The sequence below is a fragment of the Vibrio inusitatus genome (genome assembly GCA_024346935.1).
In the GTDB taxonomy this organism is placed as follows: Bacteria; Pseudomonadota; Gammaproteobacteria; order Enterobacterales; family Vibrionaceae; genus Vibrio; species Vibrio inusitatus.
Genome location: AP024878.1, coordinates 2,041,313 through 2,064,274, shown reverse-complemented (window position 1 = coordinate 2,064,274; position 22,962 = coordinate 2,041,313). Strand labels below are relative to the sequence as shown.

The 22,962-nt window shown below is 42.4% G+C and carries 17 protein-coding genes; 5 read left to right on the top strand and 12 right to left on the bottom strand.

Going from position 1 to position 22,962, the window contains the following annotated elements; genetic code table 11:
* Window positions 1–10: 10 nt before the first annotated feature.
* The 3 genes from OCU48_RS09465 to imuA are packed head-to-tail and all read right to left on the bottom strand — an operon-like array spanning window position 11 to window position 5,231.
* Window positions 11–3,100 (bottom strand): error-prone DNA polymerase, encoded by a 3,090-nt coding sequence (locus OCU48_RS09465; RefSeq protein WP_141346076.1) that lies wholly within the window; start codon window positions 3,098–3,100, stop codon window positions 11–13.
* A gap of 32 nt (window positions 3,101–3,132) precedes the next feature.
* Window positions 3,133–4,560 (bottom strand): Y-family DNA polymerase, encoded by a 1,428-nt coding sequence (locus OCU48_RS09460; protein WP_141346077.1) that lies wholly within the window; start codon window positions 4,558–4,560, stop codon window positions 3,133–3,135.
* Window positions 4,557–5,231 (bottom strand): translesion DNA synthesis-associated protein ImuA, encoded by a 675-nt coding sequence (gene imuA, locus OCU48_RS09455; RefSeq protein ID WP_141346079.1) that lies wholly within the window; start codon window positions 5,229–5,231, stop codon window positions 4,557–4,559. Before imuA ends, OCU48_RS09460 begins: the two co-directional genes overlap by 4 nt.
* An 81-nt stretch (window positions 5,232–5,312) precedes the next feature.
* Between imuA and OCU48_RS09450 the strand changes: the two genes are divergently transcribed.
* Together OCU48_RS09450 and OCU48_RS09445 are read left to right on the top strand one after the other, a co-directional pair.
* The gene (locus OCU48_RS09450) at window positions 5,313–6,722 is read left to right on the top strand and encodes a DUF1800 domain-containing protein (RefSeq protein WP_244312321.1); all 1,410 of its coding nucleotides are present in this window, start codon (window positions 5,313–5,315) and stop codon (window positions 6,720–6,722) included.
* Between the two features lie 14 nt (window positions 6,723–6,736).
* Complete coding sequence (locus OCU48_RS09445) at window positions 6,737–7,846, top strand: DUF1501 domain-containing protein (RefSeq protein WP_141346080.1); 1,110 nt, start codon at window positions 6,737–6,739, stop codon at window positions 7,844–7,846.
* On the opposite strand, the gene OCU48_RS09440 is transcribed toward OCU48_RS09445, so the two are convergent.
* From OCU48_RS09440 to OCU48_RS09430, 3 genes are all read right to left on the bottom strand, one after another.
* Window positions 7,843–10,155 (bottom strand): putative bifunctional diguanylate cyclase/phosphodiesterase, encoded by a 2,313-nt coding sequence (locus OCU48_RS09440; protein WP_167496195.1) that lies wholly within the window; start codon window positions 10,153–10,155, stop codon window positions 7,843–7,845. The genes OCU48_RS09445 and OCU48_RS09440 overlap by 4 nt on opposite strands.
* Entirely contained in the window at window positions 10,152–11,084 is a 933-nt protein-coding gene (locus OCU48_RS09435) for a transporter substrate-binding domain-containing protein (protein WP_141346082.1), read from the bottom strand. The genes OCU48_RS09440 and OCU48_RS09435 overlap by 4 nt, the downstream gene beginning before the upstream one ends.
* Window positions 11,085–11,145: 61 nt before the next feature.
* A complete protein-coding gene (locus OCU48_RS09430) occupies window positions 11,146–12,567 on the bottom strand; it encodes an aminotransferase class V-fold PLP-dependent enzyme (protein ID WP_141346083.1) in 1,422 nt (473 codons plus the stop codon).
* Between the two features lie 627 nt (window positions 12,568–13,194).
* Between OCU48_RS09430 and OCU48_RS09425 the strand changes: the two genes are divergently transcribed.
* Complete coding sequence (locus OCU48_RS09425; RefSeq protein ID WP_141346084.1) at window positions 13,195–13,632, top strand: DUF3859 domain-containing protein; 438 nt, start codon at window positions 13,195–13,197, stop codon at window positions 13,630–13,632.
* A 95-nt stretch (window positions 13,633–13,727) separates the two neighbouring features.
* Here the strand turns inward: OCU48_RS09425 and OCU48_RS09420 are convergent, their stop codons facing one another.
* Both OCU48_RS09420 and OCU48_RS09415 read right to left on the bottom strand, forming a co-directional pair.
* Complete coding sequence (locus tag OCU48_RS09420) at window positions 13,728–14,609, bottom strand: NAD(P)-dependent oxidoreductase (protein WP_141346085.1); 882 nt, start codon at window positions 14,607–14,609, stop codon at window positions 13,728–13,730.
* Between the two features lie 260 nt (window positions 14,610–14,869).
* Complete coding sequence (locus OCU48_RS09415) at window positions 14,870–15,808, bottom strand: LysR family transcriptional regulator (RefSeq protein WP_141346086.1); 939 nt, start codon at window positions 15,806–15,808, stop codon at window positions 14,870–14,872.
* Between the two features lie 321 nt (window positions 15,809–16,129).
* On the opposite strand from OCU48_RS09415, the gene pdxY reads away from it, so the two are divergent.
* Complete coding sequence (gene pdxY / locus OCU48_RS09410; protein WP_141346087.1) at window positions 16,130–16,987, top strand: pyridoxal kinase PdxY; 858 nt, start codon at window positions 16,130–16,132, stop codon at window positions 16,985–16,987.
* Window positions 16,988–17,025: 38 nt separating this feature from the next.
* Here the strand turns inward: pdxY and OCU48_RS09405 are convergent, their stop codons facing one another.
* Together OCU48_RS09405 and OCU48_RS09400 are read right to left on the bottom strand one after the other, a co-directional pair.
* On the bottom strand, window positions 17,026–17,358 hold the full coding sequence (locus tag OCU48_RS09405) for a hypothetical protein (protein ID WP_141346088.1): 333 nt from the start codon (window positions 17,356–17,358) through the stop codon (window positions 17,026–17,028).
* A gap of 122 nt (window positions 17,359–17,480) precedes the next feature.
* Window positions 17,481–18,701, bottom strand: coding sequence for an MFS transporter (locus OCU48_RS09400; protein ID WP_141346089.1), 1,221 nt, complete (start codon window positions 18,699–18,701; stop codon window positions 17,481–17,483).
* 117 nt (window positions 18,702–18,818) lie between these two features.
* On the opposite strand from OCU48_RS09400, the gene OCU48_RS09395 reads away from it, so the two are divergent.
* Window positions 18,819–19,688 (top strand): LysR family transcriptional regulator, encoded by an 870-nt coding sequence (locus OCU48_RS09395; RefSeq protein WP_141346090.1) that lies wholly within the window; start codon window positions 18,819–18,821, stop codon window positions 19,686–19,688.
* Window positions 19,689–19,706: 18 nt separating this feature from the next.
* On the opposite strand, the gene OCU48_RS09390 is transcribed toward OCU48_RS09395, so the two are convergent.
* Together OCU48_RS09390 and OCU48_RS09385 are read right to left on the bottom strand one after the other, a co-directional pair.
* The gene (locus tag OCU48_RS09390) at window positions 19,707–21,230 is read right to left on the bottom strand and encodes a winged helix-turn-helix domain-containing protein (protein ID WP_141346091.1); all 1,524 of its coding nucleotides are present in this window, start codon (window positions 21,228–21,230) and stop codon (window positions 19,707–19,709) included.
* Window positions 21,231–21,327: 97 nt separating this feature from the next.
* Window positions 21,328–22,929 (bottom strand): bifunctional aspartate transaminase/aspartate 4-decarboxylase, encoded by a 1,602-nt coding sequence (locus OCU48_RS09385; RefSeq protein ID WP_141346092.1) that lies wholly within the window; start codon window positions 22,927–22,929, stop codon window positions 21,328–21,330.
* Window positions 22,930–22,962 lie beyond the last annotated feature (33 nt).

Below are 22,962 nucleotides of genomic sequence, written 5' to 3'. Positions count from 1 at the left end.
TGTTATTGGGTTAATGAAAATCTCGAGAATGGCTAGATAAGCCAGACAGCTCATCACTAATATCGATTAATTGACCTGCAATTATGTGTATGACAGCCCCTTCTTTTTCTATTATCCCTTTAACTTTTAGTATTTTAGCCGTCAAATAGCTTTGCTTTTGTGCTCTGGCGGTTGCCTGCCACACCACGACATTAATATTGCCAGTGTCATCTTCTAGGGTAAAGAAAGTCACTCCTCCTGCCGTACCTGGAGACTGCCGACCTGTGACAACGCCTGCCACAGTGACCATAGATTGTTGAGGTTGGTGTGCCAGTTGGTTTTGCCGAGTAAATCGGCCTAGCTTGTTTGCCTTTTCTAACAGAGTAATAGGATGCTGTGTGAGCGATAATCCTGTTGCTGAGTAGTCTTCAATTAAGGCTTCATAGTCATTGGTATGAAAAGAATAATCTGTAGGTTTGCTCTCTTCAATTTGGCTAAACAAAGGAAGATCGTCAGCTGAATCCATTAATTGCCAACGCGTCGAGTAGCGATCACCTGCAAGGTTATATAGCGCATTGGCAGAGGTGATAGCGTGAAGTTGCTGGCGATTCATCCCTATATTTTTTATTTGTTGAAGGTGAGTAAAGCCACTCGTAGGCCGTGCAGCCAGTAATTGTCGTCTGCTAGTCTCTGATAATCCTTTAATTAGTTTTAACCCTAGTTGTACCTCACTTTGATTCTGATTTTTTACTATTGTATGTCCTTCGTTCGAGTGGTTAATACACACTGGGTGAATAGTAACGCCATGTCGTTTAGCATCTTGTAATAACTGAGATGCAGAGTAGAAACCCATAGGTAAACTATTAAGTAGAGCTGTATAGAACTCCGCAGGATAATAGTATTTGAGCCATGCGGAGCAGTAAGCCAGAACTGCAAACGAGGCTGAATGACTTTCAGGAAATCCGTACTCGCCAAAGCCACAAATTTGTTCAAATATTTTCTCGGCAAAGCTGACTTCGTAGCCGCGTTGTTGCATACCTGATATTAATTTGTCTCTAAATCTAAATAGATCACCATTTTTTTTCCAAGCTGCCATAGCGCGACGTAATTTATCGGCCTCACCACCGCTAAACCCAGCTGCAACCATAGCAAGTTTAATCACCTGTTCCTGGAAAATAGGTACACCTAGTGTTCTTGATAATACCTCTTCGACCTCTTTTGAGGGATAGGAGACCGCTTCTTCTCCGTTTCTTCGTTTGAGATAAGGGTGAACCATGTCTCCTTGTATTGGACCGGGCCTTACAATGGCGATTTGGATAACCAGATCATAATAACAACGTGGTTTTAGGCGAGGTAGCATGCTCATTTGAGCTCGAGATTCAATTTGAAATACACCGACAGTATCGGCTTTTTGTAGCATGCCATAGACATTAGGGTCGTCTTGCAGTCGAGTAATATCAGCAATGTTAAGCTGTCGATGGTGATGTTTTTCAATTAACTGAAAACAGCGTCGGATAGCGCTCAGCATGCCTAAAGCCAGTACATCGACCTTGAGTAGCCCAAGATGTTCTAAGTCATCTTTATCCCACTGTATAATGGTTCGTTCCTGCATTGCGGCATTTTCAACGGGAACCAATTCATATAAAGGACCAGAAGAAATAACAAAGCCACCTACATGCTGTGATAAATGACGTGGAAACCCGATGATTTCATCGACCAGTTGTATAAATTGTTTGCCCTTTAGTGACTCAGGTTTTAATCCCAACTCAAAGATCTGCGCCTGCCAATTGAGCCCGCGATCGCGACGATTAATGTTCTTAATAAAAAAATCGAGTTGAGTTTCATCGATACCAAGAGCTTTACCTACTTCACGGATTGCACTTTTCAGGCGATAGCTGATGACTGTAGCGGCTAATGCAGCGCGCTCACGACCGTATTTTTGATAAATATACTGAATGACCTCTTCGCGGCGTTGATGCTCAAAATCAACATCAATATCAGGCGGTTCATTACGCTCTTTACTAATAAAACGTTCAAAAAGTACTGATATTTGTCTTGGGTCTACCGAGGTAATCTCCAGGCAATAACAGACCACAGAGTTGGCCGCTGAGCCACGCCCTTGGTAGAGGATTCCTTTTTGCTTAGCGAACATCACTACATCATGAATGGTTAAGAAAAAGTGTGCGTAATTGAGTTCATCAACTAGGGTAAGCTCTTTCTCTATGAGTTGTTCAATGTCCTTAGTGAGCCCATTAGGGAATCGTAGGCGTTTTCCTTTATTCACCAACTGACGAAGATGCTGAATTGGAGTAAGAGAAGCAGGGACAATTTCTGCAGGGTATTGGTACCCAAGACAGGCTAGATCAAACTCACATCGGTTTGCTATCGAGTGCGTTTCATGTAGCCATTCATTTTTGAATAACTTGTGTAGCTTCGCTTTGTTACGTAAAGCACGCTCTGCATTAGTAAGTAGGTGCTCACTAATATTGTCGATAGTCGAGCCTAGCTTAATGGCAGTCAGTGTATGTTGCAGGGAAAGACGAGTAGCATTGTGCATCAATACACCACCACAAGCCGTAATAGGCAGAGAATAACGGTGTGCTAATTGCTGGCAATGCTTTAGGTACTGTTGATCATGGTTGCTTAGGTGCCTCTGAATGCCCAACCACAGTCGCGCACTATGGTGTTTGCTTAACCACTGCGCCCATTCATCGTCGTATTCCCTCATTTGAGGAATCCAAATGATCAAACAGTGCTTGATGGAAAGTAGATCCCACTCTGATAGTGAGTACTGACCTTTTTCACTGCGCCTGCGCGCATTAGTAATGATGCGAGCGAGTTCTGAGTAAGCCTTGTGGTTTGGGCATAACAATACGATTTGGCATTCTTGGTTAAACCAGAACATGCTGCCAACGATGAGTTTAATGCTGAGTTTATTTTGTTTGATAGCGGTATGAGCACGGACAACGCCCGCTAAAGAGCATTCGTCGGTGATAGCTAGAGCAGAATAACCAAGGAAGTCAGCCTGCATGATTAACTCTTCAGGGTGCGAAGCTCCCGTCAAAAAGGAGAAATTACTCTGGCAAAAGAGTTCTGAATATTTAAGTGCATTAATGTTCATTTTTATAGGCGTTACAGTAGAAGGTTACTCAGTTAACTGAATAAGCCTTGTATGAACCATTCCTTGGTTGGGGTCCGATATATCCATAACCAGCGTCCATTTTGTTCTCGTGCGACAAAATAGTCTCGATTGACTGAGTTTCCATCCCACCATCCACTATGGATACGCTCAGGGCCTTGTACGATTTCTACCTTGCTCTCCAAAGGGCGCGGTTGAGAGTAAATGAAACTGGGGCGTGACAACGCTGTGGGAGATTGTGTGCTTGCTGGTTTAGATAATGGTTCGATGTAACGAGTGCTAAGCTCAGGTCGTGGGTCGCTACTGATTTCAATGCCTTGAATAGCGTCTTTACCTAACTTAGCTTGCAGTAAAGAAAGAAGTTCTAGTGTCGATATCTCACCGCTATGTTGGTCAAAAAGGTCACACTTGTTGGCCGGTGTTTCCGCCATTCTGACTACCTGCAAGCCAATGGAAAGTACGGGGGAATTCAGTCGAACAGATTCCAAAGAGAGCTTGGATAGTTGCAGCCATGTCTTCACGCTATAGTCACCAATAGCAGAATAAAAGCTAATTTGTTGCTGGGACTTATCCCTTTGATAGAGGGTCAATTGTACTTCATAAGCGACCTTATCTCTAAGCTTAAGAAAACACTCCATTTGTTCAAATAAGCGTATTAAAGGCTTCTGTAACCAGTCGATATTCTCAATCTCGTACAATAGATTCAGGTGCTGATTGAAATGAGCGGGTGGGTGATAATAAGCGACAGGATGTTTAAATTGCCCTAATAGACGGCCAACATAATTGACGACTTGGATGTCGAAGCGACGTGCTATTTCTGTCATATTTAGGGTGGTTAGTTGTGTTAGGTTATTTACCCCAATACGAGCCAGTTTCTCGATATTGTGCGAGCTGAGTTCAGTGACAATCAGTGGACGAGAAAAGATAGCATTTTCAATTTCAGTGATGTTATCAGAGACGATATTGTGCTGTGTTTCTGCTAGTAGCTTTGCGCCTAGAGGGGAATAGGCTGTGGCATAGCTATAGTGAAGATGCAATTGGTCTAGATGCTGTGAAATAACCCGCCAATAACTGTTTAGATCGCGATAAAGAGTTAGCATGTTCGAGACTTTAAGTAGCAGACCTTGATGGGTGTACAGGGTGATATCTGAGGTATAGACATACAACCATTGTGCAATCTGTTGAAGTTTATCTTCCTCTACTTTTTGCTGATATGGGAATACTTGTAAATCGGCACATAGAGATGCTGCACTCCCTAAGCCCATGCCTAAAGTGATGCCTTTTTCTATAGCAGCTTGATTAGCCTGTGTGATTTTATGCTTTTCAACAATACAAATAGCTGGTTTTTCATTGCCTACATTTTGGCTTTCAGCAGAGGTTGCCTCAGAGAATAAGGTATCGAGTTGTAGCACCGGGAAGTGAATATACAACCATAGATTCATGCTTGTTGCCTCTTACGCGTAGGAAAAGGAATCACTTGGTGCTGAGGCTTTTCAGTACAAAGTTGTGGCCAGCGTTGGCTGAGATCTACGGTAAAGGTTTGCTGATGCCAGCCGCCACGCCGCTTATTCACACTTACCTTGACCCCGTTTTCAGTCGCATTTAGGTTGACACTGAGGGGGATGGGTAGTGAGCATTCATTATGCAGGTCGAGATTAAAGTGAATATTGAGTGCACGGCCTTTCTCTGCTGCTACTTGCAGTCGACGTGCTTGGTGTATTTCAAGTTGTGGGTGCCACAAACAAACACATGCGCAACTACCACTTTTTAAACACTGCTCAGCAGCCCACAGGTTATGTTTGGTATCTTGGATCACCAAAATATTACTAGTGGGTATGCCCTCTTTTTCAAAGTAATGAGCACAAGGGGAAGCTGGAGGATTGATCAGCACTACAGTTCGTTTTTGCGCAACTGTTTTTAACATAGGTGTGATGAGGCGTAGTTCACCAATACCGGCCTCTGATTGGATCTCCATCAGGCCAGTTTTTGGGAAACCCTCTAGGTGCTGATCCCACTCGTTGAAACAAGAAGCTTGGACTTTTATCGAGCTCTTCTGCTCAGAACCAGGCCAAATCAACTGCTTACGTTGTAATAAATCAATGATGTTTTGCATAATAAATACCTGTATATACATACAGTATATTTAACTTTTCATTAGACGCAAGGGATAGAATTAAACATCCTAAAGATCATTATGAAAAGATCGCGAAACTTTATGTACGGTTTAGCTAAACTAACAGCAGAAGTTTACGTGAGAGGCACTATGGATAGAGCAGTGATAGCTTGCAATCGCTTTGGATTGGGAGCGAAAGATAAGGAACTACAGTTAGCTCAACCGGATCCCGTAGGGTGGCTTAAAAAGCAATACCAATCGGATATTATTCAAGAGTTCTCTATTAGCCAGCCAACCGCAAATGTGATTATGGCAAAGACGGCGAGTTATCGAGAGCAGACTCAACAAGCGAAGAAAAATCAAACCTCAGTAGAGGATATTCAAAAGATCAGAAAGGAAGGTTCTCAGTTTGCTAGGCAAACTTATCGTGATTATTGTGGTGACTCCTTGATGGCCTCGATTAACTCCAGTAATAGCGCTAAGCATCGATTACTAGAGTTTTTTTCTAATCATTTCAGTGTCTCAGTGACTAACCCTTTGATGCGTGCTTTAGCACCAACTTTAGAGAAAGAAGCCATACTTCCGCATCTCGATGGCACTTTTGAGCAGATGTTACTTGCGGTTGAACAGCATCCAGCGATGCTCATTTATCTCAACAATGAACGTTCTTTCGGCCCTAACTCTCGTATTGGACTTAAGCGTAAGAAGGGACTAAATGAGAACCTTGCAAGAGAAATACTGGAACTTCATACATTAGGTGTGGATGGAGGGTACTCTCAATCTGATGTTACTGAACTTGCGAAAGGCATCAGTGGTTGGAGTGTCTCGGCTAAGAGTCGTAGTGGCTTCTTGTTTCGTAAATATGGCCATGAGCCTGGTAAGCGACAGCTACTAGGGAGATCTTACTCTCAGCAAGGTGAAGCACAAGGAACACTGATGCTACGAGATCTGGCCCGTCACCCGAATACGGCTAAACATTTGAGCTACAAACTTGCGCGGCATTACATTAAAGACACCCCACCGCCTGAGTTAGTAAAGTCTCTTTCAGAGTCTTGGTTAGCCAGTGATGGCGATATTCATAAGGTGATGCTTACGTTAATTTCTCACCCTGAAGCGTGGCAAAGCGCGTCCAAATTTAAGACACCTAGAGAATATGTTGTTTCTACGGCTCGAGCGGTACCGAATAGTAAATTAACCGAGCGCAGAGCGTTAACAAGCCTTAATCAGTTAGGCCAGATGCCTTTTACATCAGGAAGTCCACAGGGATTTAGTGACCTAGAAATGAGTTGGATGGGAGGAAGTAGCTTGCTGACGCGGGCTGACTGGGCAAACACCTATGCGAAGCAAAGCAAAGCAGATGTTAATCAGGTGATGAAGGTGGCATTTAACCAGCAGCTTACGCCAGATAATAAGCAACGTATTTTGCGGGCAGAAAGTCGTCCGCAAGCGCTCACCCTATTATTGATGAGCCCAGAATTTCAAAGGCGATAAGGAAAAGTAATATTATGGCATCATCGTCAAGAAGAGCTTTTTTAAAGGGAACGGCAGCCAGTTTATTGCTGTTTCATTCGCCTTGGGCTTTGGCAAAAAAATCAAAGCGATCTCCTAAGGTTGTTTGGGTTGTGTTGCGTGGGGCCTTAGATGGAATGCATACCGTTATTCCAAGTTTTGACCCTATGTTAGCTACTCACAGGCCTAGTCTTTCTATGGCTGCCAGAGGTTCTACTCTCGAATTAGAACAGGGGTACTTTTTGCACTCCGCATTACCTAACTTGCATCAGTGGTATCAAAATAAAGAGTTAACAACGGTGGTTGCTGTTGGCACAGGGTATGGCTCACGCTCTCATTTTGATGGGCAAGATTACCTTGAGTGGGGAGGAAAAAGTCGCGACACAGGCTGGCTTGCTAGAGCCCTTGAAATGCAACATCGTTCAGCTATTGCGGTTTCACAATCCACACCATTGAGCCTTCAAGGCACAGAAAAAGTGACCTCCTGGTACCCCTCTCGTCTCAAAGACAGTAGTGAAGAGACCTATCGTTCAATTCTTTCACTTTATGATACTGATCCGGCCTTGCAGACAGCATTTAAACAGGGAGTTGAGTTGAAGATGACCGCAACAATGGAAAGTATGGGTAAGCAAAGTGGCCAGTTTGTCTCTCTTGCTCAAAGCTGTGGTCGTCTATTAAAGGGCAGTGAGGGCGCAGATTGTGGAATGTTAGAGCTAGGAGGATGGGATACACACAATAATCAAGAGCCACGCTTGAAGCGGCAGTTTACTCAGTTGGATAAAGGGCTCGTTGCGTTAAGAGATGAACTGGGGGAGGAGTGGGATGATACGTTAGTGATTATTGCCACCGAGTTTGGCCGCACAGTTAAGCAAAATGGAACCAAAGGCACTGATCATGGTACGGGAAGTGTATTGCTATTTGCTGGAGGCAAGCTCCCACAAGGAGGACAAGTGCTAGGTGAGTGGCCAGGGCTGAAAGAGGACCAGCTTTATCAAGGAAGAGACCTAAAGCCTACTTCCAATACCTTTGATTGGATTTCTCAGCACCTAGCCCATCATTGGGATACTAACGTCAGTACGCTTAATCGCGCGATTCGAGGTACTTAACTAGTACGGCTATTTTGCTCTAGCAATAGAGTCTCAAATGCTTCTTTGGTGAGGGGACGACTGTAGTAAAAGCCCTGTGCAAACTCACAAGAATGTTTTTGCAGATAATCCTTATCCCACTGCGTTTCAACGCCTTCGGCAACCACTTTAAGCCCAAGTGCTTTGGCCATCGCGATGATAGCATTGACTAACTCTTGTGAAGAGGGCGTCGTTTCCATTTCTTGTAAGAATGAGCGATCTATCTTGAGCTTGCTGAACGGGAATTTCTGCAAATAACTGAGTGCAGAATAGCCGGTACCAAAGTCATCAATGGATAGTTGTGCTCCAAGTTGTTTAATTTCTTCTAGTAAGTGTACTGTTTCGTTGTTGTGGTTGAATAGCAGGCTTTCAGTGATCTCAATATCCAATAAGCTTGATTCCAGTCCTGAGTTACTCAATGCCGTTAGGATATTCTCCATTAAGGTGTCTTTTTGCCTAAACTGGGCCGCCGAAAAATTTACCGCAATAGTTAATGGCTGAATGCTCTGCCACTGTTGAGCCTGGTGACAAGCTGTGTGCAGGGCTATTTCGCCAAGCTTATGAATAAGGCCATTTTTCTCAGCAATCGGAATAAATTCATCGGGAGAGATAGATCCAAGTTTTGCATCATTCCAACGCATTAAAGCCTCGGCACCTATGATTTTTTCCGTACTGAGGTCAATGATCGGTTGATAAAACATCTCTATTTCATTTTTGTTGGTGGCTTGGCGCAATCTAGCATCGATATCAAGATTCCTTTGAACATCAGTATTCATACTAGAGTCATAAAAGCTGAAACCATTTCGGCCTTCTTTTTTGACCCTATACATAGCGATATCCGCATGTGCCATCAACTCGTCTGCATTCTCACCATCTTGAGGGTAGATAGACATACCAATACTCGTAGAGACAAAAAATTCGTTCACTTCTAGCTGGAACGGGTCTTCAAATGTAGCTAATAGCTTTGAAGCTAATAACTGAGCTTCCTTCTCTGAGTTCAAGTTGGGAATAACCAGTAAGAATTCATCACCACCAATACGAGCGACCACGTCAGTTTTACGCACGGAGTCTCTTAGTCGTTTAGCGGTCTGCATTAGGATTTGATCGCCAGCTAGATGACCTAAGGTGTCATTGATTTGTTTAAAGTTATCTAAGTCAATGAACATCACTAGAACATTCATCTCCTCTCTCTTTGCTTGAATCAGGGCATGTCTGAGCTTTTCATCTCCAGACTTACGATTGGAAAGTCGAGTTAAGGTGTCATGACTGGCTTGATAGGCCAACTCTTGTTCATACATTTTTCGTCTGTCAATTTCGGTCTTTAGACGTTCGTTCTGCCGAGTCAGGGCTGTTTGTTGGTTGTGCGTTTCTTCAATCTTAGTGGTAAGTACTAAGTTGGTATTATTGATGCGTAGCGAATAATAAAGCCCTAGTATTACGGGAACCGCTAAAAAGGAGAGGCCAATAGTAAACCAGGTTGAGGTAATGATTTGGCTTTCGGATACCGGTTCGAACCAAGCATGGAGCCTAAATGGAGTGCTTTTGACATTTTTTTCAAAATATAGAGTGCTACTTTGATTGAAAGTCATTGGATTTCCTTCTGCATTGAAGGTGTTCCATATTGGTAGCAAGCCTTGTGGTGTTGCGAGATCTAATTTACTACTGCTAGTTTCGTATTCTTGCGTGGTTAAAAGGCGAACAACCACATCTAAATTGACATCGCCAACGATCACTCCAACGAGTTCTCCATTGAAATAGACATTTTGAAGCACTCGAATGATAACTTGATCATTTTTAGTCAGTACATCTATCTTGTGATCGGTAGTACGCATTTCGTCAAAAGGGACGCGGCTGACATCAAACGGGAGTCTTGGATGAGAGTCAGCAATGACATTTGACTTAAAGCCTACCAATAGCATTCGCTCAAACAGAGCGCTGGTGTTGAGTTGGGTATCTGGTTTTGTGAGGCGCACCAGATTGCGGCGAAGCTGCAATAAGCTCGACCCTAGACCATATTCCATGGACATTCCAGAGGCGAGATTGGCAAAAAATGTATAGGTGGTTTTGTGCTTAGCTACGCCTTTAACATCTTCGATGGTAGCGTCAAAAAAGTACCCTAGTGACTCGGAGTAGCTATTTACCTTGAGGGTCAACTCGTTGAGTTGTGACTCTTTAAGGCGATTTTGCCCTGCATTAGTCACAGTAATCATGAGTAATAAGTAGGCTCCTAAGAGAAACCCACCCATTAAAATTGCATTTCGGCTATTAATAATTCTAAGCCCTATTCTCATATATCGCTGTTCTCGAGAGAGTCAAAGTAATCACTGTAAAAATAAAATACTGATGGGTAGTATTTTTCGACCAGTTGATTATAGGTGCCGTCACGCCTTATTTTGCTCAAATAGTCATTAAAGGCTTTGCGTAGGTTAGGTGAGGTTTTACGAAAGCCTGCTGCCATGAATTGCTTTTCAGATACAGGGCCTATTACCTTAATTTCTCCTGGCCATTTTTCGAGTGCTATTAGCGTATCAGGGACATCAAGCAAGGTGTTATCAGCATCTTCGTTTAATATAGCGGGTACCATCTCATTCAGTTTGCGCGCTTTTTCCGGAAGAATAACATTAGCACCGGTATCATAAAGATTGTATAGATTCGGATCTAGACAGGTTTGCTCCATAGCCAATACATCTTGTCCGTTGAGCAGTTGTTTGACTTGAAGAATATCGTTATCTACTGAACCGCTTGGGGTGATAGGCTTTAGTTTTGAGTCGGAGCGCGAGACTAACCAAACAGCGGATGGGAAATAATCATCGGAAAAGTCTACGAGTTCTTTTCGCCATGGCAGGATGGTTGCGCCATTTGAAATAACATCACCAGTAATAGGAACTTCATTACCATATTGTATGCTGTTGTCTTTAAATATGGCGTCTTTGCCAGTTAGTTGACCAAATGCGGTACTCCAAGTACTAGGCACAAATTCGTACTCTACACCAATGTATTCAGCGAAACCTTGAATAAGCTCAATATCAAGTCCACGGGCAGAGTAAAGTCCATCTCTATTGATGTAGCTAACAAAGTTGGCGTATGGGATACCAATATGACGAATGACGCCTGCTTCCTGAACTTCTTTTAAATCATAGGCATGGCTAGATTTGATACTAAAAAGCATAGCCAAGCAGAGGGCACTGACGATAGTTAAAAGCCGAGTCTTTTTTATCATTATAGTCATCCTTGGATTAATAATTTAAGGGCCCGCCTAAGCCAAGCGAGCCCTATTTTTCTTAGCTCATACGCTGGGTCAAATGTGCCATAGCGTCAACTAATCCTTGTATTTCATCTTCATCATGGAATAGGTGAGTCGAGATACGTAATGCATAAGTATCAGTAGTATCACCTAGATGCAATGGGAAGTTAGTGGTACGGATGATGTATCCGTATTCTTCACGAAGGCGATCACGAAATTCTGTTAAACGCTTACCAATATCATCGAAATCACCTGCATCACCATCGAATGGGTCAAACGTGGTTAAACCACTAGATAGCTCGCGATTTGGCGGGCAGTAAAATCTACCATCTGATAATTGCTTGGCGAGCTCAGCTTTACACAAGGCACTGAGATCAAGCACGCGCTCTTCGATTTTGTCACGACCAATTTCATCCCAAAGCTTACAAGAATCGGTCAGTGCTTGTTTTGCTGGATAGTGATCGTTGCCCACATATTGTAAGCGCTTCGCTAGACCGTAGTACATAGCGTATCTATCTTCACCTAAAGATGAATTCACGCAGTAGAAAGGACGGCGGTCTTCTGGCCAGAAATTAAGGAGGCGCTGAGCTTCGTCTCTAATATACAGGATGCCAGTTGCACCAGGACCACATTGCCACTTGTGACCAGAGCCTGCATAAAAATCACAATCCATATCGTGCAGATCAATGTTCATCATTCCGATAGTATGAGCGGCATCAACTAGGGTTGGAATACCTTCTTTACTAGCTACAGCACAGATTTCTTTAGCTGGCAGTAGAGTCCCGGTTTTGTATGGGATATGTGAGAACATGATAAGGCGTACGTTACCGTTAGTGTTGTACTGAGCAATAGCGTCTTCAAATACCTTTACATAATCTCGTTTTGTTAGCTCTCGCTCACCCGTGTACACGGGGATCTCGATTTCTATCACAGTGGCACCAACGCGATCTGCAGCGACGAACAAAGGGGAAGTGCCACCAATATGCTCATGATGCGTTGTGATGATGATATCGCCTTCTTTAAAATCTAAACCGCTAATCACAGTGATCATACCGTCAGTAGTATTACGACTCAGGACGATTTCGTTTTCATCGGCGCCAAATCCAGGAGCGATATCTGCAACCATGTCAGAGACATAAGGCCAGCTTCCAAATTTGTTTTGCATGTCCCACGGGTATTTAGCAACGATTTCGTTATTTTCTGTGAATGTCTGCATGACACTCTTAGGCATTGAACCCGTTGTACCGACGTTCATGTAGACACTGTCTTTCGCCAAGGTGAACTCTTTTTGAACCTTTTTCCAAAAATTTTTATCAGAGGAAGAGTTGTTACCAGGAAAGCTAGGCTTTTGTGCCGCCGCGTTGGTAGAAAAAAGAGTAGAGCCTAATCCTGCAACTGCAACACCTGCGCCGCCTTTTAGAAAGTCCCTGCGATTAAACTTCGACTTGGTTTCACTCATTATTTAATTCCTTTAGTAGAGTTAGTAATATATGTAACAAAAAATTAATGTAATGTTCATTTAAATAACAGTACGAGATTCTTTGTGGCTAATTTATAAGCATGATTAATTAACTATAGCCCAAAGAATTTAATGACTACCATAATTCATGATATTTACTATCTAATTGATATTTAAAGTCTTAATCGCAATTTCCACACTTTTAATGAATGTAGGTAATAACAGTGGAAAATAGCGAGTCATAATATCGTGTAGATTTCATCCATTATGGGATGAGATATTTATTATTCTTAGATACATTCACTGTAATTATATTTACAAAGTGAAACAATTGATATGCCTGGTGTTGCAGCTGGTTTCGAAGTGTGATCTCAACGGTATTTAATCCCCCTTAACGATGTAGAACTAAGCAATTAAGAACTAAACAATTAATAAAAAGAAGCCTGTTTCATCGATAACCAGAATTCGTTTCAAACGAGCTGGATGAACGATAACAAGTTTTGTTTATAGAAGGGTTAACAACCTAGTCGTGTAAGAATGCTTATTTCCACTTAGTCGGGACTGTTTGGGGTCATTTACTGATGAGTAGCAGTGTATAATAATGCTTTTACTTATAGAGAATAAATCTTGGCAAAGCGCACTCCCATCATCGAAACAACCTCTTATGGTATCTACTCTCATTGGGATGCCGACTCTAAAGATCTTCCAAAGATTACTCAGTTTACTAATACAGTAACGGCGGAAGAGGGGGTTGAGTTTGGTTTTATCGTCAATATCAAAAAGGCCAAAGGAGCCTTACTTAATTACTGCATCTATCATCCTGGTATCATCAACAAGAAAGGTAAGGTACTAGCACCTTTTGACGGAGAGATCTATGTACGCAGTAATGATTGGAATTTCTATCTAGGGGATACGATTCAGCTATTACACCCCATTGATGGTTTGGAGAGTAACCTAGGTGAGTGGCGCATGGTACTTGAGATGCAAGGTAAGGTTATTGCAGAAAAGACATTTCGTGTTGTGGGCCGTGATGAGGCTCAGTTTTGGAAGCAACGTGGATTCTAGTTTCTGCTCAGTGTGTTTTCCTACACATACAAAAAAGCCTTACTATCGCAAAGCAACAGTAAGGCTCAATTCAAACCGTTAGGTTTATCTTCTAATTACTTCTTTAGGTTAGTGAAGTAGTCGAAGATTACTGGTACGTCGTTGTTACCCATGCCTGCATCAACAGCAGCTTGTAGGCTAGTAGAAGTACCTTGAGCGATTAGAGACTCAGTACCTAGCTCTTCACATAGTGCAAGGAAGTAGCCAAGGTCTTTGTTTGCGTTAGCAACAGAGAAGCCTAGTTTTTCTTCGCCGTCTACAGCGTAGAACTTACAGAACTGCATGAACGGAGAGTTAGATGGACCAGCTGACATGATGTCAAATAGTTGCTGACCGTCAACGCCTGCTAGTTTAGCAACTGCGAACGCTTGAGACATAGTAGCAACAGTAGTCATACCCATGAAGTTGTTAACTAGCTTAGTCACGTGACCTGAACCTAGAGTGCCTAGGTGGAATACGTTTTCGCCTTGCTCTTCAAGAACTGGCTTAACTTTGTTGAAAGTATCGATGTCGCCAGCAGCCATGATGTTTAGAAGACCATCTTTAGCGTGAGCAGGAGTACGACCTAGAGGAGCATCGATCATGCCAGCGCCTTTAGCTGCTAGATCAGCACCAATCTTCTTAGTAGAAGCTGGGATAGAAGTACCGAAGTCGATTAGTGTTTTGCCTTCAGACATACCCGCTAGGATACCAGTCTCGCCGTAAACTACTTTCTCAACAACTGCAGAAGTTGTTAGACATAGCATTACGATGTCAGATTTTTCAGCAAGTTCTTTACCAGAAGTTGCTTCAGATGCATTGCCACGAGCTAGAACAGCTGCAACTGCATCTTTGTTTAGGTCCATTACGTTTACTTCGTAACCGCGAGTTTGTAGGTTTTCAACCATGTTGCCGCCCATAAGGCCAAGGCCGATAAAACCAATTACAGGTTTAGTCATGTCTAACTCCGAAAATATACTATTGTATGATTTATTTGTTGGGGCAAAGGATATACGCCCGTTAAGATTTAATCAATCGTAGATTTAAAAGAAATGTAGACCAAACTCAAATTTTTTAAACGATGATTAGTCTTAAGGTAACGAAGTGTGTCTGAAATGTGTGGTTTGCCACAAAAAATGAGCATCAGATCACATAGATAACCGAGTCGATTTTTTATTTCGTATGTGTTCTAACGATTAGGTCATATTAAAGCACTAGCTCAATGGTTGAGTGCATCTGGAGATAGGATCTTCTTTTCAATGAGTTGCACTAACAAAAAGCGTGTCTGTTTTCTAAAGAAATCACGAAGCAAACGGACAGTCGGCGTGATGGACTGACGACTGGGGCAAACTAGCCACAGCTCTGTGGGAGTAGGCTGGAAATCAGTGAGTACATTGACGGTGCGCCCCGAGAGTAAATCGTCTGCCATATCTAAGCAGGACTTAATTGCGAATCCGTGCCCAGAGACACACCAGCGTCTAACAAGGTCACCATCGTTAGAAGCTCGATTTCCTTTTAGTTTAACCTTGAAAGAGAGCTCATCTTTTTTAAAGCGCCATTCATCTTGGATAATATCGCCCAGTTGATAGAACAAACCGTTGTGATTTTTGAGGTCATCGGGATGGCTTGGAGCACCATGTGTCTTTATATAGCTTGGTGAGGCACAGAGCAGACGAGGGACATTGCAAATCTTAAAGCCATACATGCTGGCATCCGTTGGTGAGCCATAACGAAGTGCCATATCTACTGAATCACGATAGAAATCGACATTGCTATCACTAATATTACTGCGTAACGTTACTTCAGGGTGGTCATTGAGGAAGTCATCAATCCAAGGAGTGATCACGTTGCGTCCAAGATCCGATGACAGCGCAATACGGATTTCGCCACCAAGCACATCAAGATCTTCTTGGATGTTGGACTGCGCAGCGTCAAGTAACTGTAAGGCCTTTTCACACTGAGGCAAATATCGTTCTCCTGCGGGGGATAGCCGTAATTGACGAGTAGTGCGAATAAATAATTCCACACCTATTGCTTTTTCGACGCGCTTAATGGCAGCACTCGCAGTTGCCATCTGCATATCGAGACTATTGGCTGCGGCGGTGATGCTTCTAAACTCAGCCACTTTAAGTACGACCTTAAGATCATTTAGCAACATGATACTCAACCAAAAATTGACAATATATTAATCAATATAGTGTTTTTCGTTGAGGTGGCAAGTCGTGACATAGCGACAATTCATTATTGAGTAATGCAGTGGTCGTTTGCCTGCCATCATAGGCAGATAGCTTATTGAACCGAACTATTCCAAGATTGTTTGGTTGTTAGTCTTAATCTACTCGTAATTAATTTCTGATGATTCAGTCCATCAAGTAGGATTAATATCATCCAGTATTCATCGCTTATCATTTCATCGTTCAAACAGTCAGAGTTTTATTATCGATTGCTGATAACCCCCAATAACGATGAGACCAACACTATGAAAGGCATTATTTCTATCCAATCACACGTTGTGTATGGCAGCGCAGGGAACAGCTCTGCGGTATTCCCGTTACAACGATTAGGCTTCAATGTATGGCCTATTCATACGGTTCAATTCTCTAACCACACACAATATCCGCAAGGCTGGACAGGGGATAAGTTTGACCCAAGCACTATCGGTGAATTACGACAGGGACTCAGTAACATCGATGCTCTTGAAAAGTGTCATGCAGTTTTGTCGGGATATTTGGGAAGCTCTGGTCAAACTCACGAAGTGTTGAAGTTGGTAAATGAGGTAAGAAGTGCTAATCCAGAAGCAATTTATGTGTGTGATCCTGTGATGGGTGATGCAGAGAAAGGCTGTGTGGTAAGCGAAGAGGTCACCGGAGATCTTGTGAATCATTTAATGCCGGCGGCGGACGTTATAGTCCCTAATCAATTCGAGCTAAGCTGTTTCACGCAGATGAAGATTTCTTGTTTAGACGATGCTATAGCAGCGTGTCAAAAAGCGCTCACACAGGGACCAAAGGTGGTATTGGTCAAGCATCTGCATAGCATCTCAAGTGACCAGTTCATTATGATACTAGCAACAAAAGAAGGTTTCTATATGGTTGAGCGTCCATTGCTAAGTTTTGAACGTCAGCCTGTTGGCGTTGGTGACCTTATTTCTGCGCTATTTACTGGTGGTTTGCTTAAAGGCTTGCCGGCTGTTGAGGCCTTTGTCCATGCTAATAATGCTTGCTTTGCTGTATTGAAAGAGACATCAGATAGCGGTGAGTGGGAATTGCAGACAGTGGCAGCGCAGCAAAGTCTCGTTGAGCCGAAAGAATATTTCGCTGCATTACGCCTAGCCTAAAATTGAGCCTTTCTTTTTATAATGGTAGGAGAGTGTGACTAATTCGCTGGCAAAACTACAGGAGAGCCTTGGTTGTTGGACTTACTATCCAGCTTCTTAGATAGATACTCGTAAGCGTGGATCATGTAAAGCTTATTGGTTTCTCGTTGGCACCAACTTTTGGAAAGGCCTCTTCGATTGAACTCAGCACCTATCGCCGCTTGAGTTTGGTTAGAGCGACGACCGTAGTACAAAGTATCGCAAAGCTGGATATTAGACATGTACTGTGGATAGATATTTATCGCGGAGGTATTGGCATTTACGTGTTTAGCTTGATTGTGCGTACATCCAGTTAAAATTAATAAAAACAAAGCAATAAGGCTCTTTTTCATTGTCTATACGTCATCAATTAATGGAAGAAAGCGCCATTATAAGCATTCGTTCAAGGTTTGTTTGTCAATTTTGCAACAGACCGTAACAGTGCTCTGGTGAGTTGAGTGCTCGATGAGCTACGTCACGTTCGTTTAGAAATGAAAATGCCTTTATCGTTAGATGATTCGTGCTTGTCTATTCGCTTAAGATGGCTTATGGCAAAAAACATCACGATGAAAAGTGCTGTGCCACCAAACACAACGGTTGCCCAGCCACCATGCTGCCAACAATAAAGCAGCAAGAACCCACCTAAACTCCCTCCAATGTAGTAATGAACAAGGTATAACGCGGTTGCTGTTGCTTTGGCGTGTATCGCTTTGCGGCCAACCCATCCATAGGCAAGGGTATGAGTGAAAAAAGCCCCAAAACTAATTAAAAGAAGCCCTATCATCATGGCACCAAGGTGCTCTAGTAAGGCAATCCACATTCCAAGCATACTGAGTAACGAACCTAAAAACATACCTTGAATTGGAGAGAAGTGACGGGTCCAATGCCCTGCACATTTAGAACTAAAAGTTCCGGCTAAATAGCAGACAAAAATCAGTGAAGCTAAACCAACAGGAACATTGTGCGGAGCGCCGACTAAGCGAAACCCCATTACAGAGTATAAGTTTACAAACAACGAAAAATTAATGCCTCCAATGAGCATCGCAATCCATACTCTCTGGTTTTTGAAGTGGCTGATTATCGCTCTGTGTTGATGATGAAAACTTGCAGAAGAAGGGGTAAAGCCCTGTTGTTTTGGCAATAGGTAACCTACGAGCAAAGCACCGGCTAATGTAAATACTAGAGCGACTTGAATCGCCGTCGCCACGCTGTAGTGATCGGCAATTAACCCACCACTAATTCTTCCTGTAATACCGCCTAGGGAATTCGCCGCAATATAAGTACCAATGGCCATTGAAAAGGCTTTTGTATCAAGTTCTTCCGCCATATAGGCCACTGCTACTGCTGCAAAAGCGGCAAGAGCAACGCCAATAATTGCTCGACAAACCACTAGAAAGAGGAATGACTGACCCAAGAGCATAAGCCCTGATGCGACTGGAATTGCCAGTAGTCCAAACATCATCACCGGCCTTCTTCCTAGAGATTCTGAGATCACAGCCATAGGAACCAAGCAAAATGATAGAGCCAACGTTGTCGAAGCAAATAGCCAATTTACCTGAGTTTCAGATACAGAAAATTGTATAGCAAAGGCAGGCAGCATAGGTTGAAGTAGATATAGATTGGAGAAAACCAGAAACGACCCTAGGGCGAGTGAAAGGGTGATACGTTTATATTTTGGTGAACCAAAGCTGACCATGCTTGCCTCAATTAAAGATGATGCACAAAAATAATGCACAAAGTGTGATTAAGCTATCATCAAGGTTTCAATATAAGAAATATATTAAAAATATTATCACCATATATTTTTGATCTTATGGAATCTAAACAACTCAAGCATTTTCTGGCAGTAGCAAAACACGGAAACTTCACGCAAGCAGCCAAAGAGATACATATTGCGCAGCCTGCACTGAGTATATCGATTAAGAAATTTGAGCAATCACTAGGGGTGGTCTTGTTTCGCCGCCAAGAGAAAAGAGTAAGCTTGACCAAAGAGGGTGAAGTTTTATTAGTACATGCCCAGCGAGTTATTCAGCAACTTCATGATGCCACCTTGGCAATCGACGAGCTAAAGGGCCTAAAGAAAGGCGAGGTGCGTTTGGGAGCACCCTCGATGATGGGGAGTTATTTTTTTCCACGTGTGGTGATGGCGTTTAAGAGCCAATATCCCGACCTTAAATTGACACTAGTTGAGGCGGGTACTCGCTCTATCCGCAAGATGTTACTTGAGGGTGAGCTAGATTTGGGTGTGATTAATTGTGATGATGTGCCGGATGATCTGCATGTTGACCATTTGTTCACAAGTCAGATGGTGGCAGTTGTTGGCTCAGAGCATGAATTAGCTGACAAGCAAACCATCGGCTTTGAAGAATTCTTCGAATATGAACTGGTCATGTTCAAACATGGTTATTTTCACCGAGATTTCCTTGATCAGATCAGTGAAGAAAATGGTTTATCTATGCGGTCGTCCTTTGAAACCAATTTGCTCCCTATGATCCTGAGTATCGTTAAACAGGAGTTTGCGATAACGGCCTTACTTGATCTAGTTACGGAGTACGAAAGCGGTATCGTAGGAATACCGTTTTCTCCTCCAGTAACATTGGATCTTGGTTTAGCATGGCGTAAACAAGGCTACTTATCGATTGCAGATCGTACTTTCATCGAATTCGTCAAGCGCTACGTGTAGCCCTGACGTCATGTCGATTTATAAAGTAGAAGCTTTCAATTTTTGTTTTATGTTGGTAAGCGAGCTATTGAAAAATACGACCTCACCTATAGATAACATCTCCGAAGAATCGGATTCAATCATGGCTTGCTGATAATACTCTTCAGCGGCTGATGTATATCCAGACAGCTCGCTCAGCTTTGCTGAAGCCAAGTAGTAGATTACGGTACGTTGGTTGTAAGGTATTTCTTTCAGATACTTACGTGCATCTAACGGTAAGTCTTTTGATAGAGCAAGTACAGCCAACGCTTCGAGTGTCCTATAAGACGTATTGTCTTGTGTATAAAATTGTTTCAATGTCGCTTCATGTTCTTTATTTAATGACATTATTTCTTTATCCATTGATTGTTCTTTCAATAGATACATATTTATCAAAGTGAGCATATAGTTCATGCTATAAGTGTATTGATTATCGGGTTCAATTTGTAACGATCGTGATAGATTCATTAGAACATCATCACTTTGTGCTATGCCTGATGATGTAGCAAAACCACTTAGGGTATATTTCAGCGCATCCATATTCTTAGGAAGTTCGTTGATCGTCTGTGCTAATTTCTTTTTACTGATATCAATATTAAAAGAGTCAAGTATGTCGTCCAAAGCTAAATTGATAGATCGATTTAGTTCACTGCTATTCAAGCTGTATTTTCGATTCAGATGGGTTGCTCCTGACACTCTGTTGCTAAACTTAATGTTTAGGTAATCATGTCCGTTATTGTTTACTACATCTAGTTTTACAACATTGGCAGCGAGTTCACCGATGTCACCTTCGCTGATGATTCGAAAGTCTTTATAGAACTTTACTTGGCGTAAAATGTACATACTTAAACCTTTACCCAAGTTATGCCCTTTCATATTTGCAGAGTAAACCACCTGAATATATCTAGGTTCATATGAGAGGTAAGTAGGCGCTGGTATCGCTTGTGTTCCCTCGGCAGCGAGCAATTTGTGACGCTGATTGAGATAACTCGCGGCAATGCTCAAAGTGACTAACAACACAAAGGCAAGCATTGGCCTTAGCAATGCAGACCGTGGTTTAGGCTCTTTAATATGAATAACGGCTTTTGACTCGAGTAGGCTGTTAGGCTGTTCTTCGGTATCAGAAATAATAGGCTCTGGTGATGAAGTTTCAGACTCAGATGCTTTGGTTATTACCGCTGATCTTTGCGCAACTTCGATAATTTCTACATCAGAATCGAGTTTATAACCACGTTTAGACACAGTAACGATGTAGCCAAATGGATGCTCGCCGTTTTTCTTGAGTATCTTCCTTAGCTCGAAAATGGCTTGGGTGATTACCTGATCAGTTAAGATCATACCATGCCAAACTTCGTTGATTAGCTCATCTCGAGAGAAGATCTGATGTGGGTGCTGACAAAGAAAAAGAAACAAGTTTGAAAGGCGCTTTTCGATCAAGAAATCCTTGCCGTCCAAAATAAACTTGTCTTCATAAGGAATAAATAACCATTCTCCGACTTTGTAATGAACTTTATTCTCTTTCATATGAACTTTTAACCATTAATCTGTGTTGAAAGACGTTGCTACGAAACTGAGTTATCCAAGGGCACTCAAATAGTAGAATTGAGCGCCCTAGATTTACTTAGTTTGCAGAGCTCGCAATGAATTCTTGATGATATTCATCGAACATTTCGTTGATTGCTTTGGAGATCAAGGCATATTGCTCGTCTTCAAGGTTGGCAAGAGAGACTCGTAGCGACCAAGTCGGTGCATCAAATCCAGCACCAGGCATAACCACAATGCCGTATTCAGAAGCAAGACGGACGATAAAGTCTAATGGTTCATAGCTCGTTTCTAACCATTCGAAAAACGAAGCTTCATAAGTAGATTGAACAATGTCTTTAACATCAATTTCTGCATAATAGAATGCACCATCCATGTTGAAGCCACTCACGATAGGCTCTTTCTTGCTCTCTTTCATCAATGTGTTGTAACGGTTACGTACGATTTCTTTGGCATCTTTTTGATATTGTTTACCTTGCTCTAGCAAAGAGGCTAAAGAGAACATGGTCATTTGAATCTGCTGTGGAGTAGATAATCCTGCAGTATGGTTTAGTGCCACTGCACGGCTGTCTGCGACTAGGCGATCAATAAACTTCAAGTTTGCAGGCTCTAAGCTAATGCCGCTGTAGCGTTTTGTTAACTGAGCTCGTGTGTCTTCTGGTAGGTCAGCAATCATACGGTCTAGGTTGTTGTCTTCACTTAAACCGACAACACCTAAGCGCCAACCAGTTGCACCGAAATATTTAGAGTATGAGTAAACCAAAATAGTGTTTTTCGGTGCAATCATCGCCAAAGAAGTAAAGTTATCAGCGAACGTGCCGTATACGTCATCCGTTAGAATGATTAGGTCTGGACGTTCTTCAGCAATAGCGGCAATTTTGTATAGCGTTTCATCACTTAATTTTACAGAGCCAGGGTTACTAGGGTTAACAAGGAAAAATGCCTTGATAGATGGATCTTTTAGCTTTTCTAGTTCTGAATCTGGGATCTGCCATGCAGCGCTTTCGCTAGCCATGATCTCTACTTTGTTCAGGTTGTAATCTTCAAGCTCCGGCATTTCAATGTACGGTGTGAAGATAGGTGCGCCAATGGCAATATTGTCACCAGGGTTTAGCAGACGGTTACTTTTTAATGTATTAAAGATGTACACCATTGCAGCGGTGCCACCTTCAACAGCAAATAGATCCATTGGTGAGCTTGGAAGCTCTTTGTCGTGGCACATTTCTTGTTCTAGATATTTACGTGCAATGAGTTCAGAGTATTTCAGCATACGATCTGGAACAGGGTAATTATCACCTAAGATACCTGAAACCCATTCATAAATTAGTTCATCGCCATTAAAGCCTTGTTGACATGTTAGGTAGTTGTACGCGTTTAATAGAAACGCAATGCCTTCAGCTTGTTCATTATCTTCGCAATAACGAAGAAATCGACCAGAAATATTGTCTTCTGAACCAACACCACCAAAGCCATCATACTTTTTGAAAGAGGTATTAGATTCTTGTAATGCAAATAATCCAAGTTGAAAAAATGCGCTGCGTGGTTCAGTTGCAATCCAGTTAGGATTACCACGTCCTGCATTAATCATTGACTTTTCACTATCATTTGCAAGTTCCATCAACGTGTTTTTAACTTCAAATGGGCTTAGTGTTTCTAGTTGTTTTTCTTCGTTGCGTTTCATTTTAAATTCTCTTTTAGTACTGTCTTAATATTC

Bases quoted from the DNA above. Each gene is read 5' to 3' on its own strand.
- OCU48_RS09435 (WP_141346082.1), bottom strand. From the start codon at position 11,084: ATGATAAAAAAGACTCGGCTTTTAACTATCGTCAGTGCCCTCTGCTTG.
- imuA (WP_141346079.1), bottom strand. From the start codon at position 5,231: ATGCAAAACATCATTGATTTATTACAACGTAAGCAGTTGATTTGGCCT.
- OCU48_RS09385 (WP_141346092.1), bottom strand. From the start codon at position 22,929: ATGAAACGCAACGAAGAAAAACAACTAGAAACACTAAGCCCATTTGAA.
- OCU48_RS09395 (WP_141346090.1), top strand. From the start codon at position 18,819: ATGGAATCTAAACAACTCAAGCATTTTCTGGCAGTAGCAAAACACGGA.
- OCU48_RS09405 (WP_141346088.1), bottom strand. From the start codon at position 17,358: ATGAAAAAGAGCCTTATTGCTTTGTTTTTATTAATTTTAACTGGATGT.
- OCU48_RS09465 (WP_141346076.1), bottom strand. From the start codon at position 3,100: ATGAACATTAATGCACTTAAATATTCAGAACTCTTTTGCCAGAGTAAT.
- OCU48_RS09390 (WP_141346091.1), bottom strand. From the start codon at position 21,230: ATGAAAGAGAATAAAGTTCATTACAAAGTCGGAGAATGGTTATTTATT.
- OCU48_RS09440 (WP_167496195.1), bottom strand. From the start codon at position 10,155: ATGAGAATAGGGCTTAGAATTATTAATAGCCGAAATGCAATTTTAATG.
- OCU48_RS09445 (WP_141346080.1), top strand. From the start codon at position 6,737: ATGGCATCATCGTCAAGAAGAGCTTTTTTAAAGGGAACGGCAGCCAGT.
- pdxY (WP_141346087.1), top strand. From the start codon at position 16,130: ATGAAAGGCATTATTTCTATCCAATCACACGTTGTGTATGGCAGCGCA.
- OCU48_RS09420 (WP_141346085.1), bottom strand. From the start codon at position 14,609: ATGACTAAACCTGTAATTGGTTTTATCGGCCTTGGCCTTATGGGCGGC.
- OCU48_RS09450 (WP_244312321.1), top strand. From the start codon at position 5,313: ATGAAAAGATCGCGAAACTTTATGTACGGTTTAGCTAAACTAACAGCA.
- OCU48_RS09400 (WP_141346089.1), bottom strand. From the start codon at position 18,701: ATGGTCAGCTTTGGTTCACCAAAATATAAACGTATCACCCTTTCACTC.
- OCU48_RS09415 (WP_141346086.1), bottom strand. From the start codon at position 15,808: ATGTTGCTAAATGATCTTAAGGTCGTACTTAAAGTGGCTGAGTTTAGA.
- OCU48_RS09430 (WP_141346083.1), bottom strand. From the start codon at position 12,567: ATGAGTGAAACCAAGTCGAAGTTTAATCGCAGGGACTTTCTAAAAGGC.
- OCU48_RS09460 (WP_141346077.1), bottom strand. From the start codon at position 4,560: ATGAATCTATGGTTGTATATTCACTTCCCGGTGCTACAACTCGATACC.